The sequence below is a fragment of the Streptomyces sp. NPDC059696 genome, from assembly GCF_042733745.1.
Classification (GTDB): domain Bacteria; phylum Actinomycetota; class Actinomycetes; order Streptomycetales; family Streptomycetaceae; genus Streptomyces.
In genome coordinates, this window is the sequence record NZ_JBHWFG010000017.1 from 65,284 (window position 1) to 80,974 (window position 15,691).

The following is a 15,691-nucleotide window of genomic DNA, read 5'->3' on the forward strand; positions in this document are numbered from 1 at the left end:
CCCCCGGGTAGGGTGCGGACCCATGGGTGGCGAGAGCATGACGCACACGGCCCCGCGCAGCGGTGGCCGGGGCACGGGCCCGGTGGGCAGCCGGACCGGACAGCGACTGTCCGGGCTGGCCGTCGCACTGGGCCTCGTGCTGTTTCTCGGCGGTTTCGCCTGGGGAGCGGTGGTCTACCGGCCGTACACCGTGCCCACCAGCTCGATGACACCGACGATCGACGCGGGCGACCGGATCCTGGCGCAGCGGGTCGACGGCGACGAGGTGCGCCGCGGTGACGTCGTCGTCTTCAAGGACGCGACCTGGGCCAACGCCCCGATGGTCAAGCGCGTGGTCGCCGTCGGCGGTGACACGGTCTCCTGCTGCCAGGACGGCAAGCTCAAGGTCAACGGCAAGGAGATCGACGAAACGTACCTGCCCAAGGGAACACCGGCCGAGATGAGCAATTTCCCGACCGTGACCGTCCCCAAGGGCCGTCTCTTCCTGCTCGGCGACGAGCGGGGCAACTCGGTGGACTCCACGGCCCACCTCACCGACGCCGCCAGCGGCACGGTGGCGCGCTCCGCCGTGGACGCCCGCGTCGACTCCGTCGTGTGGCCCATGAAGGGCATGCTGGAGCGCCCCACCGGCTTCGAGCCGCTCAACACCCTCTCCTCCCCCGGACCGCTGCGGACGATCGTCGTCCTCGTGATCGCCGGCGCCGTGCTCGTGCTGGGCGGAGGCGCCTACGGGCCCGTCGCCAAGCGTGCGGGGGCCTCCCGGGCCCGACGGGGGAACGCGGAGCCCGCAGGTGCCCGCTGAGGCCGTGGGAGCGGGCCAGGACACCTACACGGGGGGCTTGCGCAGGGTCGCCCGGGTCGTGCTGCTGGACCCCCGGGACCGCATCCTGCTGCTGCACGGGCACGAGCCGGACGACCCGGCCGACGACTGGTGGTTCACCCCCGGGGGCGGCGTGGAGGGCGAGGAGACCCGTGAACAGGCCGCCCTGCGGGAACTCGCCGAGGAGACGGGCATCACCGAGGTCGAGCTCGGCCCGGTGCTCTGGCGGCGCCGGTGCTCCTTCCCGTTCGCGGGCCGCCGCTGGGACCAGGACGAGTGGTACTTCCTGGCCCGTACCGACCGCACGGCGGTGGCCGCCACCGCACTGACCGAACTGGAACGGCGCAGTGTCGCCGGAGCGCGCTGGTGGACGTGTCCGGAACTGAGCCGGGCACATGAGACGGTGTATCCGACCAGACTCGCCGGGCTGCTGCGCACGCTGCTCGACGAAGGTCCCCCGGCCAGGCCCGTGATCCTTGACCCGGAAATCGTCTAGGGGCTCACGGGACTGGCGCACAATGGGGGGATCGCACGGCTGAAGGGGAACATGCCATGAGCGCCGAGGACCTCGAGAAGTACGAGACCGAGATGGAGCTGAAGCTCTACCGGGAGTACCGCGATGTCGTCGGTCTGTTCAAATACGTGATCGAGACCGAGCGGCGTTTCTACCTCACCAATGACTACGAGATGCAGGTGCACTCGGTCCAGGGTGAGGTGTTCTTCGAGGTGTCCATGGCCGACGCCTGGGTCTGGGACATGTACCGGCCGGCGCGGTTCGTGAAGCAGGTGCGGGTCCTCACGTTCAAGGACGTGAACATCGAGGAGCTGAACAAGAGCGACCTGGAGCTGCCGAGCGGCTGAGGTTCCTCGTGTGGGTGACGGAGTTGTCCACAGCCGCTGAGCCGTCCACCAAGATCCACTTCATGGTCGCGGCTGCGTGATCGTTGGCGCCGGAGGTGGTGCCGACATGACCGCACATCGGGCACGCAGTGCCATGGGCACGTACGGGGAGAGTCTGGCCGCACGGCGGCTGGTGGAGGCCGGCCTGACGGTCCTGCAGCGCAACTGGCGCTCCGGCCGGACCGGCGAGATCGACATCGTGGCCAGGGACGGGGACGTCCTGGTGGTCTGCGAGGTGAAGACCCGCCGGGAAGGCCCCTTCCAGCATCCGATGGCAGCCGTGACCCCGCGGAAGGCGGAGCGGCTGCGGGGCCTGGCCGAGCGGTGGATCCAGACCCACGGGGGCGCCCCGCCCGGCGGCGTCCGCATCGACCTGATCGGCGTCCTGCTGCCCGCGCGCGGAGCCGCTGTGGTCGAGCATGTGCGGGGGGTGGCCTGAATGGCATTCGCCCGTACGTGTTCGGTGGCGCTGGTGGGCGTCGAAGGCGTGGTCGTCGAGGTCCAGGCCGACCTCGAACCGGGCGTCGCCGCGTTCACGCTGGTGGGGCTCCCCGACAAGAGCCTCACGGAGAGCCGGGACCGGGTGCGCGCCGCGGTCGTCAACTCCGGCGCGGCCTGGCCCCAGAAGAAGCTCACGGTCGGCCTGAGCCCGGCCTCGGTGCCGAAGTCGGGCAGCGGCTTCGACCTGGCCGTCGCGGCGGCGGTCCTCGGCGCGGCCGAACGCATCGACCCGAGGGTGCTGGCCGACATCGTGATGATCGGCGAACTGGGGCTGGACGGACGCGTGCGGCCGGTGCGGGGGGTGTTGCCTGCGGTGCTGGCGGCGGCGGATGCGGGATATGAGCAGGTGGTGGTGCCGGAGTGTGCCGCCGCCGAGGCGTCCCTCGTTCCCGGGGTCTCGGTGCTGGGCGTGCGCAGCCTGCGGCAGCTGATCGCCGTCCTGGCCGACGAACCCGTGCCCGACGAGGAACAGGACGAACTGGGCCGCCCGGACCCGCTCCTCGCCGGTCTCCGGGTGCCGGGCACGGGCGCGGCCACGGGCATGCACAGCGCCGGGGCGACCCAGCACGACCACGGTCACGACCTGGCGGACGTCGTCGGGCAGACCTCGGCGCGTACGGCCGTGGAGGTGGCCGCAGCGGGTGGGCACCACCTCTTTCTCGAAGGGCCGCCCGGCGCCGGCAAGACCATGCTCGCCGAGCGGCTTCCGGCCATCCTGCCCCGGCTCGGCCGCCAGGAGTCCCTGGAGGTCACCGCGGTCCATTCGGTCGCGGGCTTGCTGCCCCCGGGTAAGCCGCTGATCGACGTGGCGCCTTATTGCGCGCCCCACCACTCGGCCACGATGCAGGCACTCGTCGGCGGTGGCCCGGGCATCGCACGGCCCGGGGCCGTCTCGCTGTCCCATCGTGGAGTGCTCTTCCTAGATGAGACGCCGGAATTCAACAGCCGGGCCCTGGACGCGCTGCGCCAGCCACTGGAGGCGGGGCATGTGGTGATCGCGCGCAGTGCGGGGGTCGTGCGCTTTCCGGCGAAGTTCCTCATGGTGCTCGCAGCCAACCCCTGCCCGTGTGGCCGGTTCTCGTTGCGGGACGATCTGTGCGAATGCCCACCCTCGGCCATCCGCCGCTATCAGGCCAGGCTGTCCGGCCCGCTGCTCGATCGGGTCGATCTGCGTGTCGAGGTGGACCGGGTCACCCGCTCCGAGCTGACCGCCTCCGGCGCCCGAGGCGAGTCGACCGCGACGGTCGCCGACCGGGTGCGAGCAGCCCGGGAAAGGGCCGCGGAGCGCCTGGACGGAACCCCGTGGTGCACGAACAGCGAAGTGCCCGGCCGGGAGCTGCGCAGCCGCTGGTACGCCCTGCCCGGTGCGATGGACGAGGCCGAGCGCAACCTGGAGCGGGGCGTCCTCACCGCCCGCGGCCTGGACCGAGTCCTGCGAGTGGCCTGGACTGTCGCCGACCTGCTCGGCCACGACCGGCCCGATGCCACGGACGTCGCCCTCGCACTGCAACTGCGCACCGGTGTCCCGCGCGGCGTACCGATGGCCATCGGGGCGCTGGCATGAGCCTCCTCGACGAACCCGACGAGACGCTGCTCGCCCGCATCCTGCTCACCCGCGTCATCGAGCCCGGGGACGAGGTCGGTGGGCGGTGGGTGCGGGAGTTCGGGGTCGGGGGAGTGGTGCGGCGGTTGCGGGAAGGCGGGGCCGCTCCGCCGGGGGTGAGCGGGAAGCGGTGGGCCGGTCTGGTGGCCAGGGCCGAAGCCGCCCGGCCCCGGCAGGACCTGGCGGCAGCCCGGGACGCCGGTGTGCGGTTCGTGGCACCGGGGGACGCGGAGTGGCCGGCGCAGCTCGACGACCTCGGGGACGCCCGGCCCCTGGGGCTGTGGGTGCGCGGGCGGCCCGGCCTGCGGATGTGGGCGCTGAGGTCGGTCGCCGTGGTCGGCGCCCGGGCCTGCACCGAGTACGGAGCCCACATGGCCGCGACCCTCGCCGCCGGCCTGGCCGAGCAGGGCTGGGTCGTGGTCTCGGGCGGCGCCTACGGAGTCGACGGCGCCGCCCACCGCGGGGCCCTCGGAGCCGGCGGCGCCACCGTCGCCGTCCTCGCCTGCGGTGTCGACCGGCCCTACCCCCGCGGCCACACCCAGCTGATCGGCAGGATCGCCGAACAAGGCCTGGTGATCGGGGAGTTGCCGCCCGGCGAGCACCCCACACCGAGCCGGTTCATCCTGCGGAACAGAGTGATCGCCGCCCTCACCCGCGGCACTGTGGTCGTGGAAGCGGCCCACCGCAGCGGCTCCCTGGCCACCGCGCGGGCCGCACAGCGCCTCCGTCGGCACACCATGGGCGTGCCGGGCCCGGCCACCAGCGCCCTCTCCGCCGGAGTGCACGATCTGCTGCGCGGGGAGGCCGTCCTGGTCACGGACGTGGCGGACGTGGTGGAACTGGTCGGTGACATCGGAGAGCTGGCCCCCGACCGGAGAGGCCCCGTCCTGCCCCGGGACCTGCTGGAACCGGCCGCCCGCCAGGTCCTCGACGCCCTGCCGGGACGCGGCACCGCCGGGCCGGACGAGATCGCGCGTGCCGCGCAGACCGCACAGGACGACGCGATCGCGAGACTGTACGAACTCCGAGCACTCGGTTACGTCGAACGACACGGCGACGGCTGGAAGTTGACACGCCAGGCGGTGATGTCGGTCCGCGATGCCCGCGGGCCGTGTTGACGGTGTGTGTTCGGCCGTCCGGGGGAACCCCGACACCCCTTGGAAATGCGCCCAGTTGAGGCCTCCGGTGATCACTGTGAGCGACCGGTCCGCCCTGGCGGGACGTCCTGAGGAACGTATCTGCGTCCGCCCCGGCCTCCGTCCTTCGCGCACCGCGACACCGCAGTCACGCTACGCTCACGAGGATCCCGACAAGGACAGGCAACTCGACATCAGACAGACAGCTCACCCTGGCAGCACCACTCCGCAGCAGAACGGCACAAGGCGACGAATGCCCCAGCACACCTCCGGGTCCGACCGGGCGGCGATCCCCCCAGCCGCCCGTGACGGTGGCAGCGTGCGACCGCCCGCTCCCTCCACGCTCGACGAGCTGTGGCGGTCGTACAAGGCGACGGGGGACGAGCGGCTGCGGGAGCAACTGATCCTGCACTACTCGCCGCTCGTGAAGTACGTGGCGGGACGGGTCAGCGTGGGCCTGCCGTCCAACGTGGAGCAGGCGGACTTCGTCTCGTCCGGGGTGTTCGGGCTGATCGACGCGATCGAGAAGTTCGACCTCGACCGGGAGATCAAGTTCGAGACCTACGCGATCACCCGGATCCGCGGCGCGATGATCGACGAGCTGCGGGCGCTGGACTGGATCCCCCGCTCGGTGCGGCAGAAGGCGCGCAACGTGGAGCGTGCGTACGCCACGCTGGAGGCGCGGCTGCGGCGGACCCCGACGGAGGGGGAGGTCGCCTCCGAGATGGGCATCGCCGTCGAGGAACTGCACGGGGTGTTCAGCCAGTTGTCGCTGGCCAACGTGGTGGCCCTGGAAGAGCTGCTGCACGGGAGCGGGGACGGCGGTGACGGCCTCAGCGTCATGGACACGCTGGAGGACACCGCCGCCGACAATCCGGTCGAGGTCGCCGAGGACCGGGAGCTGCGGAGGTTCCTGGCACGGGCGATCAACACGCTGCCCGACCGGGAGAAGACCGTGGTCACGCTGTACTACTACGAGGGCCTCACCCTGGCCGAGATCGGGAACGTGCTGGGGGTGACCGAGAGCCGGGTCAGCCAGATCCACACCAAGTCCGTGCTGCAGCTCAGAGCGAAACTGGCCGGCTTCGGCCGCTGACCTGGCCGGACGCACCCGGATCGGCGGTCCGGATCGGTGGCAACCACTCCCGTCCGGCGGGACGCGTCCGTACAGTGTTGACGTGCCAAGGATTCGAGCGGCCTCCGTGGCCGAGCACCGGTCGATGCAGCGAGCCGCCCTGCTGGACGCGGCTCGTTCCTTGTTGTCCGAGGGCGGTACGGAGGCGCTGACCTTCCCGGCCCTCGCCGAGCGCACGGGCCTCGCGCGTTCGTCCGTCTACGAGTACTTCCGGTCACGGGCGGCCGTGGTCGAGGAGTTGTGCGAGGTCGACTTCCCGGTCTGGGCGGCGGACGTGTCGGCGGCGATGGAGCGGGCGGAGACGGCCGAGGCCAGGGTCGAGGCGTATGTGCGGCAGCAGCTGGAGCTGGTCGGGGACCGGCGGCACCGGGCCGTGGTCGCGATCTCCGCGAGCGAACTCGACGCGGGGGCCCGGGAGAAGATCCGGGCGGCGCACGGCGGGCTGGTCGCGATGATCGTCGATGCGCTGGGCGAGCTGGGGCACGAGCAGCCCCGGCTGGCGGCGATGCTGCTGCAGGGCGTCGTGGACGCGGCCGTGCGGAGGATCGAGCTGGGGGCGGCGGAGGAACCGGCGGTCATCGCGGACGCGGCCGTGCGGATGGCGCTGCGGGGTGTGCGGGGCTGAGGGCACGGACGGGCGCGGGTGTCCTGCGTGGGTGATCTGCGGTCTGGGGCGGCTGTCCTGCGTGGGTGGTCGGTGGTCCGGTGCGGGTGTCCTGCGTGGGCGGTCTGTGGCCCGGGGCGGATGTCCCGCATGGGTGGTCTGCGGCGCGGGGCCCTGCACGGGCGGTCTGCGGTCCGGCGCACCTGCCCCGCACGGGTGGTCTGCGGCCCGGCGCCCGTGCCCCGCATGCGTAGTCCGCAGCCCGGCGGCGGCGTGGGCCGGAGGTGGGCCCCGCAGTCCGGTCAGTACACCGGCAGCAGCCTGGACGGGCCTCGGCCGAGCAGCCACGGGGGCAGGAGCGACAGCGGGTTCAGGTAGGTCTCCCCGCGGCGCAGACCCCAGTGCACGCACGGAGCCGTGCAGTGCGAGCCGGTGGCGTCCACCGTGCCGATCACCTCGCCCGGTGCCACCTCGTCGCCCTTCTTCACCGACGCCGTCACCGGTTCGTAGGTCGTGCGCAGGGGCGGGTCGCCGGTGCCGGTGAGTTCCACCGTGACCACGCCCTTTCCGGCCACTCGTCCCGCGAACGAGACCGTGCCGGCCGCCACCGCCCGCACCGGCGCTCCGGGAGCCGCGGCCAGGTCCACGCCCCGGTGGCCGCGGCCGTAGACCGTCGCCGGGGGCTCCCAGCCGCGCAGGACCGGGGGGCGCAGGCCGACGGGCCACGCGCGGCCGAGCGCGGGCACGGCGTCGTCGGCGAGCGGGGCGCCCGCGGCGAGCAGCCGCGGGGGTGGCGCCAGGAGGACCCACGCGGTCAGGAGCAGCAGCAGGATCAGACGCGTGCAGACGCGGACACATCGGTTCACTCGCATGGGGAAAGCGTCCCGGAGTGTGACCCCGCGCAGTCCCCGGTTGTGGATCATCCGCCGGTTGTGGACAACGGCGTCACCCGGCACCCCGCGGGTCCCGTACACTTCTGGTGGCGACCCGAGCCGTCGGGTCGACTTCGCACGCCCCGACACGAACCCCGGTAACGGGCCCGTGTCAGCGCCCCTCGGTCCCTCGTGGAACGGCGCGCAGTGGGCGTCAGGCGCGGAAGCCGTCCGGCATCCGCGGCACAACCGAGAAATTCAAGGAGATACGGCCATGGCCGTCGTCACGATGCGGGAGCTGCTGGAGAGCGGCGTCCACTTCGGTCACCAGACCCGTCGTTGGAACCCGAAGATGAAGCGCTTCATCTTCACGGAGCGCAACGGCATCTACATCATCGACCTGCTCCAGTCGCTGTCGTACATCGACCGCGCCTACGAGTTCGTCAAGGAGACCGTCGCCCACGGCGGCACGGTCATGTTCGTCGGCACGAAGAAGCAGGCGCAGGAGGCCATCGCCGAGCAGGCCACCCGCGTCGGCATGCCCTACGTCAACCAGCGCTGGCTGGGCGGCATGCTCACCAACTTCTCGACCGTCTACAAGCGTCTGCAGCGCCTCAAGGAGCTCGAGCAGATCGACTTCGAGGACGTCGCCGCGTCCGGTCTCACCAAGAAGGAGCTTCTCGTGCTCTCGCGCGAGAAGGCCAAGCTGGAGAAGACCCTCGGCGGTATCCGCGAGATGCAGAAGGTGCCCAGCGCCGTCTGGATCGTGGACACCAAGAAGGAGCACATCGCCGTTGGTGAGGCCCGGAAGCTGAACATCCCGGTCGTCGCGATCCTCGACACCAACTGCGACCCCGACGAGGTCGACTACAAGATCCCGGGCAACGACGACGCGATCCGCTCCGTCACCCTGCTCACCCGCGTCATCGCCGACGCCGTCGCCGAGGGCCTCATCGCCCGCAGCGGTGTCGCCACCGAGGGCAAGGGCGAGAAGGCCGCGGGCGAGCCGCTGGCCGAGTGGGAGCGCGACCTGCTCGAGGGCGAGAAGAAGGCCGACGAGGCCGCCCCCGCTGCCGAGGCTCCGGCCACCGAGGCCGCTCCGGCCGAGGCTCCCGCCGCCGAGGCCCCCGCCGCCGAGGCCGAGAAGCCGGCCGAGGGCGACAAGCCGGCCGAGGCCGAGCAGGCCTGACCCGTCAGTCCCGTGGTGACGGCGGGAGCGGTACTGCTTGCACCTGCGCCCTCGGCGCGGTGAAGTCCGCTCCCGCCGTTCACCCGTAGGTCAGCGGAAGGACAGCGCGCTCCTGCTCCATGGAGCGCATCCGCAGATCTTCGATCTTCCAGACTTCGAGAGAGATTCACAGACTCATGGCGAACTACACCGCCGCCGACGTCAAGAAGCTCCGTGAGCTCACGGGCGCCGGCATGATGGACTGCAAGAAGGCGCTGGACGAGGCCGAGGGCAACGTCGAGAAGGCCGTCGAGGCGCTCCGCATCAAGGGCCAGAAGGGCGTCGCCAAGCGCGAGGGCCGCTCCGCCGAGAACGGCGCCGTGGTCTCGATCATCGCCGACGACAACTCCTCCGGCGTCATCGTCGAGCTGAAGTGCGAGACGGACTTCGTCGCCAAGGGCGAGAAGTTCCAGGCCGTCGCCAACCAGATCGCCGAGCACGTCGCCAAGACCTCCCCGGCCGACCTCGAGGCCCTGCTCGCCTCCGAGATCGAGCCCGGCAAGACCGTCCAGGCGTTCGTCGACGAGGCCAACGCCAACCTGGGCGAGAAGATCGTCCTGGACCGCTTCGCGCAGTTCGCCGACGGCTACGTGACGGCGTACATGCACCGCACGATGCCCGACCTGCCCCCGCAGATCGGTGTCCTCGTCGAGCTGGACAAGCCGAACGCGGAGATCGCCAAGGGTGTCGCCCAGCACATCGCCGCCTTCGCGCCGAAGTACCTCTCCAAGGAGGACGTGCCGGCCGAGGTCGTCGAGTCCGAGCGCCGCGTCGCCGAGGAGACCACCCGCGCCGAGGGCAAGCCCGAGGCCGCCCTGCCGAAGATCGTCGAGGGTCGCCTCAACGGCTTCTTCAAGGACGCCACGCTGCTCGGCCAGCCGTACGCGCTCGACAACAAGAAGTCCGTCCAGAAGATCCTGGACGAGGCCGGTGTCACCCTGAAGCGCTTCACGCGCATCAAGGTCGGCATCTGAGTCCGTACCGCGCTCGACGCCCGACCCCGATAGGGTCGACAGCAGTCGTCCGCGTACGCCGTCACATCAGTGGCGGACGACAGCAGATCTGACGAGGAGGCCATTGCCGTATGGGATGCGAAACACGCCCCACCGGCAATGGCCTTCTTGGTATGTGCAACACGTGAAAGAGGCGGGATCCCCCATGACCACCAAGGCCCAGAAGAGCGACGACGGCAAAGTGAGCGGCCGGTTTCTGCTGAAGCTGTCCGGAGAGGCCTTCTCCGGTGGCGGCGGCCTGGGCGTCGACCCCGACGTGGTGCACAAGATCGCCCGCGAGATCGCGGCCGTCGTGCGCGACGGCGCCCAGATCGCGGTCGTCATCGGCGGCGGCAACTTCTTCCGCGGTGCCGAACTCCAGCAGCGCGGCATGGACCGGGCCCGCTCCGACTACATGGGCATGCTCGGCACGGTCATGAACTGCCTCGCCCTCCAGGACTTCCTGGAGAAGGTGGGCGTGGACTGCCGCGTGCAGACCGCGATCACCATGGGCCAGGTCGCCGAGCCGTACATCCCGCTGCGCGCCGTACGGCACCTGGAGAAGGGCCGCGTGGTCATCTTCGGTGCCGGTATGGGCATGCCGTACTTCTCCACCGACACCACCGCCGCGCAGCGCGCCCTGGAGATCGACGCCGAGGCGCTGCTGATGGGCAAGAACGGCGTGGACGGGGTCTACGACTCCGACCCCAAGACCAACCCCGACGCGGTGAAGTTCGACCACCTCGGCTACGGCGAGGTGATCACGCGCGACCTGAAGGTCGCCGACGCCACGGCCGTGACCCTGTGCCGCGACAACAAGCTCCCGATCGTGGTCTTCGAGCTGCTGGCGGAGGGCAACATCGGGCGCGCCGTCAAGGGTGAGAAGATCGGCACGCTGGTGGGGGACCCCGGCAGCCGGGACTGAGACCCGAGAACGACCCCGTCCGGGGGACGGACGGGACGGAGCCGGGCCGGGGGATGGACAATGTCCCGCCGGTCGGGAACCGTGCAGGAAGAAGACGCGACGCAGCCGGCCGCCGCCCCTCATGGAACCGCAGCCGGGCCTACTCACACGCAGGAGCAAGTGGTGATCGAAGAGACCCTCCTCGAGGCCGAGGAGAAGATGGAGAAGGCCGTCGTGGTCGCCAAGGAGGACTTCGCCGCGATCCGCACCGGCCGTGCGCACCCGGCGATGTTCAACAAGATCGTGGCCGAGTACTACGGCGCGCCGACGCCGATCAACCAGCTGGCCTCGTTCTCCGTGCCCGAGCCGCGCATGGCCGTGGTGACCCCGTTCGACAAGACCGCGCTGCGGAACATCGAGCAGGCGATCCGTGACTCCGACCTGGGCGTCAACCCGAGCAACGACGGCAACATCATCCGGGTGGTGTTCCCCGAGCTGACCGAGGAGCGCCGCCGCGAGTACATCAAGGTCGCCAAGGGCAAGGGCGAGGACGCGAAGATCTCGATCCGCTCCGTGCGCCGCAAGGCCAAGGAAGCCATCGACAAGCTGATCAAGGACGGCGAGGTCGGCGAGGACGAGGGCCGCCGTGCGGAGAAGGAGCTCGACGACACCACCGCGAAGTACGTCGCGCAGGTGGACGAGCTCCTGAAGCACAAGGAAGCGGAGCTGCTCGAGGTCTGATGAACGACTCTTCCTGGGGGGCGCCGCCACAGGCCGGGTACTGGGGGCCCACCGACCAAGGGCATGGTCACGGGCACATCCAGGGCACCGGCCAGGGGCACGTCCAGGGGGCCGCTCCGGCGGGTCCCGCATACGATGCGTATGAAGCGCCTCAGACTCGCCCCATGCCCATCGTGCCCGACGTGACCGAATTCGGCGGAAACCAGGATGACGACCGGGGGGTTGCTCGGATGAGCGGCACCCCGGTCCGAAACGACACGAATCCGGAGCCCATGCCCGACGCCTCGCAGCCGGCCCCCAAGCCGCCGAAGAAGAGCGCGGGTCGCGACCTGAGTGCCGCGATAGGGGTCGGTGTCGGGCTCGGTGTGGTGATCGTCGCGTCGCTGTTCGTCGTCAAGGCCGTGTTCGTCGGTGTCGTCGCGGTGGCCGTGGTGGTGGGCCTGTGGGAGCTGACCAAGCGCCTTGAGGAACGCAAGGGCATCCGGGCGCCGCTCGTACCGCTCGCGCTCGGTGGTGCCGCGATGGTCGTCACCGGGTACGTCCGGGGTGCCGAGGGCGCGTGGGTCGCGATGGCGCTCACGGCACTGGCGGTGCTCGTCTGGCGCATGACCGAACCGCCCGAGGGCTACCTCAGGGACGTCACGGCCGGCGTCTTCGCGGCGTTCTACGTGCCGTTCCTGGCGACCTTCGTCGCGATGATGCTGACCGCGGACGACGGGCCGCAGCGGGTGCTCACCTTCCTGCTGCTGACGGTCGTCAGCGACACCGGCGCGTACGCCGTCGGCTGGCGGTTCGGCCGGCACAAGCTCGCCCCGCGCATCAGCCCCGGCAAGACCCGCGAGGGCCTGCTCGGCGCGGTGTCCTTCGCCATGGTCGCGGGGGCGCTGTGCATGCAGTTCCTCATCGACGACGGCGCCTGGTGGCAGGGCCTGGTGCTGGGCCTCGCGGTCGCCGTCACCGCCACGCTGGGCGACCTCGGCGAGTCCATGATCAAGCGGGACCTCGGCATCAAGGACATGGGCACGCTGCTGCCCGGCCACGGCGGCATCATGGACCGGCTCGACTCGCTGCTGCCCACGGCTCCGGTGGTGTGGCTGCTGCTCGTGCTGTTCGTGGGATCCGGCTGAGCCCGCGCCGACCGGCTTGTCGGTGAGCCCCTGCCCGGCCGGGCAGGGGCTCACCGCTGTCTCGGGGAGACGCTCGAGGGCCTGCAGTGGGACGATTCAGGTGTACCTCCCAAAGGAGGCCATCATGGCCATCATTCGAGAGAGCATCGACGTGGATCGCCGTCCCGAGGAGGTCTACCAGTACGTCATGGACGCCGGCCACATGCCGGAGTGGCAGTTGAGCGCGGTGTCCGCGGAGCGCCTGGACGAGGGGCCCGTCGGCATCGGCAGCAAGGTCCGGGTGACCCGGCACGTCGGCCGCCGTGTCATGCCGATGACCATGGAGGTCACCGAGTACGACCCGCCGCACAGCTGGGGCATGCGCGGCGTCGACGGCCCGGTCCGGGCACAGGTCCACGGCGAGGTCGAGCCCTACGACGAGGGCCGCCGCTCGCACGTCACGATCGACATCGACTTCGAGGGCCACGGCATGGGCAAGGTCCTGGTCCCGCTGGTCGTGCGCCCCCAGGTCCGCAAGGAGCTCCCACGCAACGAGCAGCTCCTCAAGGACCACCTGGAGCACACGGCCGAGTAGCGGGTCCGGACCCCCGGGTGGCTCGGCTCAACGCCGCCGGGGGAACTTCCAGCCGTTCTGGCGCAGCTTGAACAGGACGAACACACCGCAGAGGGCCCACACCCCGAGGAAGGCCCACTTGAACCACGGGGGGCCTTGCCATCTCTCTGCGAGCTGGACAGGGGCCGAGTGGGCCGCATGGGCCGCGTGCGCCACGAAGAAGGAGGTCATGGCTCGCGCGTGCCCCTTCCCTCCGGGGGAACACCCGGTTCCGCGCGGCCGGGCCCGGCGGCCCTGGGCTGCGCAGGGACCGCTAGTCGTCGTCCCCGTCGCTCTGCCGCGAGCGGGAACTCCGGCTCGCACTGCGGGCGATCTCACTGCCGAGCAACGTCACCTTGGCCACCCCCCGCGCCCAGCGCGGGGCGTCGCCCCGGGCTGACCAGTACACGCACACACAGCCGCCGATGAGGAGCAGTACGACAACCGACAGTATGAGCACGACCATGCCCGCCCCCGCTTCCTGTGATGGACCGCCCCATCCTGCCAGCTCAAGACGGCCGCGTGAGCGGGCGGGCTGGGTGGTGGCTGTTGGGGCTCCGCCGGTGGGGAGCAAGGTCAGCGGAGAAGTTGTCGGGCACCGGCCTTTCGGGGTTTGCACGGGTGGGCCGTGCGCCGGACGCCGTAGTGCTGGGCAGAGATCACGCGCATGCCGTCGGGCATGGCACTACCGGCGCTCGGAGAGCCGGTCAGCGGTGAGGTCTCCCGGCACAACGACCGCAACCACCAGGTCAGGGTCCGGCTGGACGGGTGGCGGGGAACCATCAGGTGATGGGAGCGGGGCCGCCTCTGAGCCGTCCGGGGCCGGCCCGCACTGACAGCAGGCACCCACAGGTGATCGCCCCCACCCCACTCCCGCCCGGGAACCCGCAGTTGATCTGCGACAGGGAGGGTTATGCCGAAGCCCGGAGAACTCGTAGGCGCAAGACCTGGACGGGCCCCCCACCTGCACGTTTGTCGACGGTGAAGGGCCTGTCCCTTGTTGCTGGGCCGTCCCTGGGCCGTCCCTGGGCCGTGTCGGCACGCGAGATCGGTCTAACTCAGGTGGACTGGGCCGCGGCACAGTCACGGCGTTCAGCAGAGTGATGGTGAGGCTTCTTTGCTGACGCAGGTTCCCGTCAGCGCCAGATCTGGATCCTCACCGAGAAGGCGCCAGACCCGTTTCCGGGCTTGTTGTCGTTGATGCGTAGAGCCAGGCGCGTTTCACCCGGGCCAAGGCTCTCATTGCGATAGGGGCGCCGCAGGGAGGAGCCGATGAAGAAGTAGCCGTCCTCGGCCGTCTTTCCGAGCAGACTGAATGGCGCCGCACCGGGAAGGGGACTGTCGTTGCTGGCGCTCCATCCGGTCCAGCCGTTGGGGCCGTTTTCGCCCGTGAACCACACGCCAGCCCAGATGCTGCCGCTTGCGCTGATGTCGACCCAGTCGCCATTCTTGAGGTTCACGTTGGTGTCGACGTCGGTGTTCCATTCTGCGACGGTGATGTACTTGTCTACAATGACAGGCATTCTCCCCCACCTATCTATTTGAGTTGCCTTCAGTCGCCGATCAATTCGGCCGTCGTCATCTGTCTCGGAAAGCCACCTGTTGCACTCGAATGACCACTCCGAACCATCCGACTCGTTGGTCACTTCGATGCGGTCCAGGAACCATCCCGGAAGACTGCCGCTGTTGTCGTGTCGAACGTGGAGTGACTCCAGCGATCCAAGTTCCGGGAAGGTAAATGAGCGGATGCACACGCTTCCTCGCTCGAAATCGTCTGCGGGTGAGTCGATCTGGACTTCGCCGCTGCTGCCAGCACTCCCGAACAGGGTGAGGTACACGTTGGCATCTGTTCCGGCCCCATCGATGTCAGCCGTATGGACGACGATGCGGTAGTCGGTCATACACCCCCCAGTTGCCGACCATTGGAAAAATGCTCCTTCGGGCGTGCTGATCGCAACCCGTGGGGAGTCGTATATTTTCTCGTCTGGTGATTCTCGACTACGTCACTTGCTGCTGTGAGGTTTCCGCAAGTGGAGTAGTCGATTACGGTCTATCCCTAATAGTTCTTCGTCAAGCGAGGGCGCTTTGGCTCGTAGAAGGTTCCGTCGCGGAGCATGGCGAACAGGACGCTGATGCGGTGGCGGGCGAGGCGGAGGAGGGCCTGGGTGTGGGTTTTGCCGAAGGCTCGGCAGCGGTCGTAGTAGGTGCGGGATGCGGGATCGTGCACGGCTGCGAACGCGGAGAGGAACATCGCCCGTTTCAGTTGCCGGTTTCCGCCTTTGGGGGCGTGTTCGCCGTGGATCGACGTGCCGGACTGCTTCGAGGCCCGCGTAGGAGGCCAGGTGGGAGTTCATGGACGGCGGCCAGCGACTTCGCCAGCGACGGGACGATCACATCGAGGGTGCCGGTGCCCGGGACGACGACCGTCTGCTCGTCGAGCGCGGTGAAGATGTCGTCGACCAGCCGCTCAGCCATGAGGGCACACCCCACCACCAGAGCGTGAGGGAGCTCCCACTCGCCCGTACCCGCATCGGCC

Annotated in this window: 18 protein-coding genes and 1 pseudogene; 14 read left to right on the forward strand and 5 right to left on the reverse strand. The window is 70.1% G+C overall.

From position 1 onward, the window contains the following. Positions 1–22: 22 nt before the first annotated feature. The 8 genes from lepB (at position 23) to ACFV20_RS20245 (ending at position 6,720) form a co-directional block, all read left to right on the forward strand. Positions 23–802 (forward strand): signal peptidase I, encoded by a 780-nt coding sequence (gene lepB / locus ACFV20_RS20210; RefSeq protein ID WP_385658372.1) that lies wholly within the window; start codon positions 23–25, stop codon positions 800–802. Beyond that, entirely contained in the window at positions 792–1,316 is a 525-nt protein-coding gene (locus ACFV20_RS20215; RefSeq protein ID WP_385658374.1) for an NUDIX hydrolase, read from the forward strand. Before lepB ends, ACFV20_RS20215 begins: the two co-directional genes overlap by 11 nt. Before the next feature lie 56 nt (positions 1,317–1,372). Next, entirely contained in the window at positions 1,373–1,681 is a 309-nt protein-coding gene (locus ACFV20_RS20220; protein ID WP_003993268.1) for a DUF2469 domain-containing protein, read from the forward strand. Between the two features lie 76 nt (positions 1,682–1,757). Next, positions 1,758–2,159, forward strand: coding sequence for a YraN family protein (locus tag ACFV20_RS20225; protein WP_385658376.1), 402 nt, complete (start codon positions 1,758–1,760; stop codon positions 2,157–2,159). Then, complete coding sequence (locus ACFV20_RS20230) at positions 2,160–3,785, forward strand: YifB family Mg chelatase-like AAA ATPase (protein ID WP_385658378.1); 1,626 nt, start codon at positions 2,160–2,162, stop codon at positions 3,783–3,785. It begins immediately after the preceding gene. Further along, positions 3,782–4,942 carry a DNA-processing protein DprA gene (dprA, locus tag ACFV20_RS20235; RefSeq protein ID WP_385658380.1) on the forward strand — a complete coding sequence of 387 codons (1,161 nt, stop codon included), beginning with the start codon at positions 3,782–3,784 and terminating at the stop codon, positions 4,940–4,942. The genes ACFV20_RS20230 and dprA overlap by 4 nt, the downstream gene beginning before the upstream one ends. Before the next feature lie 271 nt (positions 4,943–5,213). Further along, entirely contained in the window at positions 5,214–6,056 is an 843-nt protein-coding gene (gene whiG, locus ACFV20_RS20240) for an RNA polymerase sigma factor WhiG (RefSeq protein WP_385658382.1), read from the forward strand. Between the two features lie 106 nt (positions 6,057–6,162). Next, positions 6,163–6,720, forward strand: coding sequence for a TetR/AcrR family transcriptional regulator (locus ACFV20_RS20245; RefSeq protein ID WP_385658499.1), 558 nt, complete (start codon positions 6,163–6,165; stop codon positions 6,718–6,720). A gap of 281 nt (positions 6,721–7,001) precedes the next feature. Here ACFV20_RS20245 and ACFV20_RS20250 read toward each other — a convergent pair whose 3' ends face one another. Further along, a complete protein-coding gene (locus ACFV20_RS20250) occupies positions 7,002–7,571 on the reverse strand; it encodes a murein hydrolase activator EnvC family protein (protein WP_385658384.1) in 570 nt (189 codons plus the stop codon). Between the two features lie 274 nt (positions 7,572–7,845). On the opposite strand from ACFV20_RS20250, the gene rpsB reads away from it, so the two are divergent. The 6 genes from rpsB to ACFV20_RS20280 all read left to right on the forward strand — a co-directional run bounded on the left by rpsB (position 7,846) and on the right by ACFV20_RS20280 (position 13,137). Further along, the gene (rpsB, locus tag ACFV20_RS20255) at positions 7,846–8,760 is read left to right on the forward strand and encodes a 30S ribosomal protein S2 (RefSeq protein ID WP_385658386.1); all 915 of its coding nucleotides are present in this window, start codon (positions 7,846–7,848) and stop codon (positions 8,758–8,760) included. Between the two features lie 176 nt (positions 8,761–8,936). Beyond that, positions 8,937–9,773 carry a translation elongation factor Ts gene (tsf, locus tag ACFV20_RS20260; protein WP_385658387.1) on the forward strand — a complete coding sequence of 279 codons (837 nt, stop codon included), beginning with the start codon at positions 8,937–8,939 and terminating at the stop codon, positions 9,771–9,773. A 184-nt stretch (positions 9,774–9,957) separates the two neighbouring features. After that, positions 9,958–10,716, forward strand: a complete 759-nt coding sequence (gene pyrH, locus ACFV20_RS20265) for a UMP kinase (RefSeq protein ID WP_234847494.1) — start codon at positions 9,958–9,960, stop codon at positions 10,714–10,716. 162 nt (positions 10,717–10,878) lie between these two features. Next, on the forward strand, positions 10,879–11,436 hold the full coding sequence (gene frr, locus ACFV20_RS20270; protein ID WP_053668722.1) for a ribosome recycling factor: 558 nt from the start codon (positions 10,879–10,881) through the stop codon (positions 11,434–11,436). Next, a complete protein-coding gene (locus ACFV20_RS20275; protein WP_385658388.1) occupies positions 11,436–12,563 on the forward strand; it encodes a phosphatidate cytidylyltransferase in 1,128 nt (375 codons plus the stop codon). The genes frr and ACFV20_RS20275 overlap by 1 nt, the downstream gene beginning before the upstream one ends. Positions 12,564–12,687: 124 nt before the next feature. Beyond that, positions 12,688–13,137, forward strand: a complete 450-nt coding sequence (locus tag ACFV20_RS20280; protein WP_385658390.1) for an SRPBCC family protein — start codon at positions 12,688–12,690, stop codon at positions 13,135–13,137. 27 nt (positions 13,138–13,164) lie between these two features. Here ACFV20_RS20280 and ACFV20_RS20285 read toward each other — a convergent pair whose 3' ends face one another. From ACFV20_RS20285 to ACFV20_RS20300, 4 genes and pseudogenes are all read right to left on the reverse strand, one after another. After that, positions 13,165–13,347: a hypothetical protein gene (locus ACFV20_RS20285; protein WP_385658392.1), complete on the reverse strand. Its 183-nt coding sequence runs from the start codon at positions 13,345–13,347 to the stop codon at positions 13,165–13,167. Positions 13,348–13,429: 82 nt separating this feature from the next. Further along, on the reverse strand, positions 13,430–13,621 hold the full coding sequence (locus ACFV20_RS20290) for a hypothetical protein (RefSeq protein ID WP_385658394.1): 192 nt from the start codon (positions 13,619–13,621) through the stop codon (positions 13,430–13,432). A gap of 670 nt (positions 13,622–14,291) precedes the next feature. Further along, on the reverse strand, positions 14,292–15,056 hold the full coding sequence (locus tag ACFV20_RS20295; RefSeq protein ID WP_385658395.1) for a PLAT/LH2 domain-containing protein: 765 nt from the start codon (positions 15,054–15,056) through the stop codon (positions 14,292–14,294). 155 nt (positions 15,057–15,211) lie between these two features. Next, positions 15,212–15,630, reverse strand: a pseudogene (locus tag ACFV20_RS20300) (transposase); the annotation flags it as partial. Positions 15,631–15,691 lie beyond the last annotated feature (61 nt).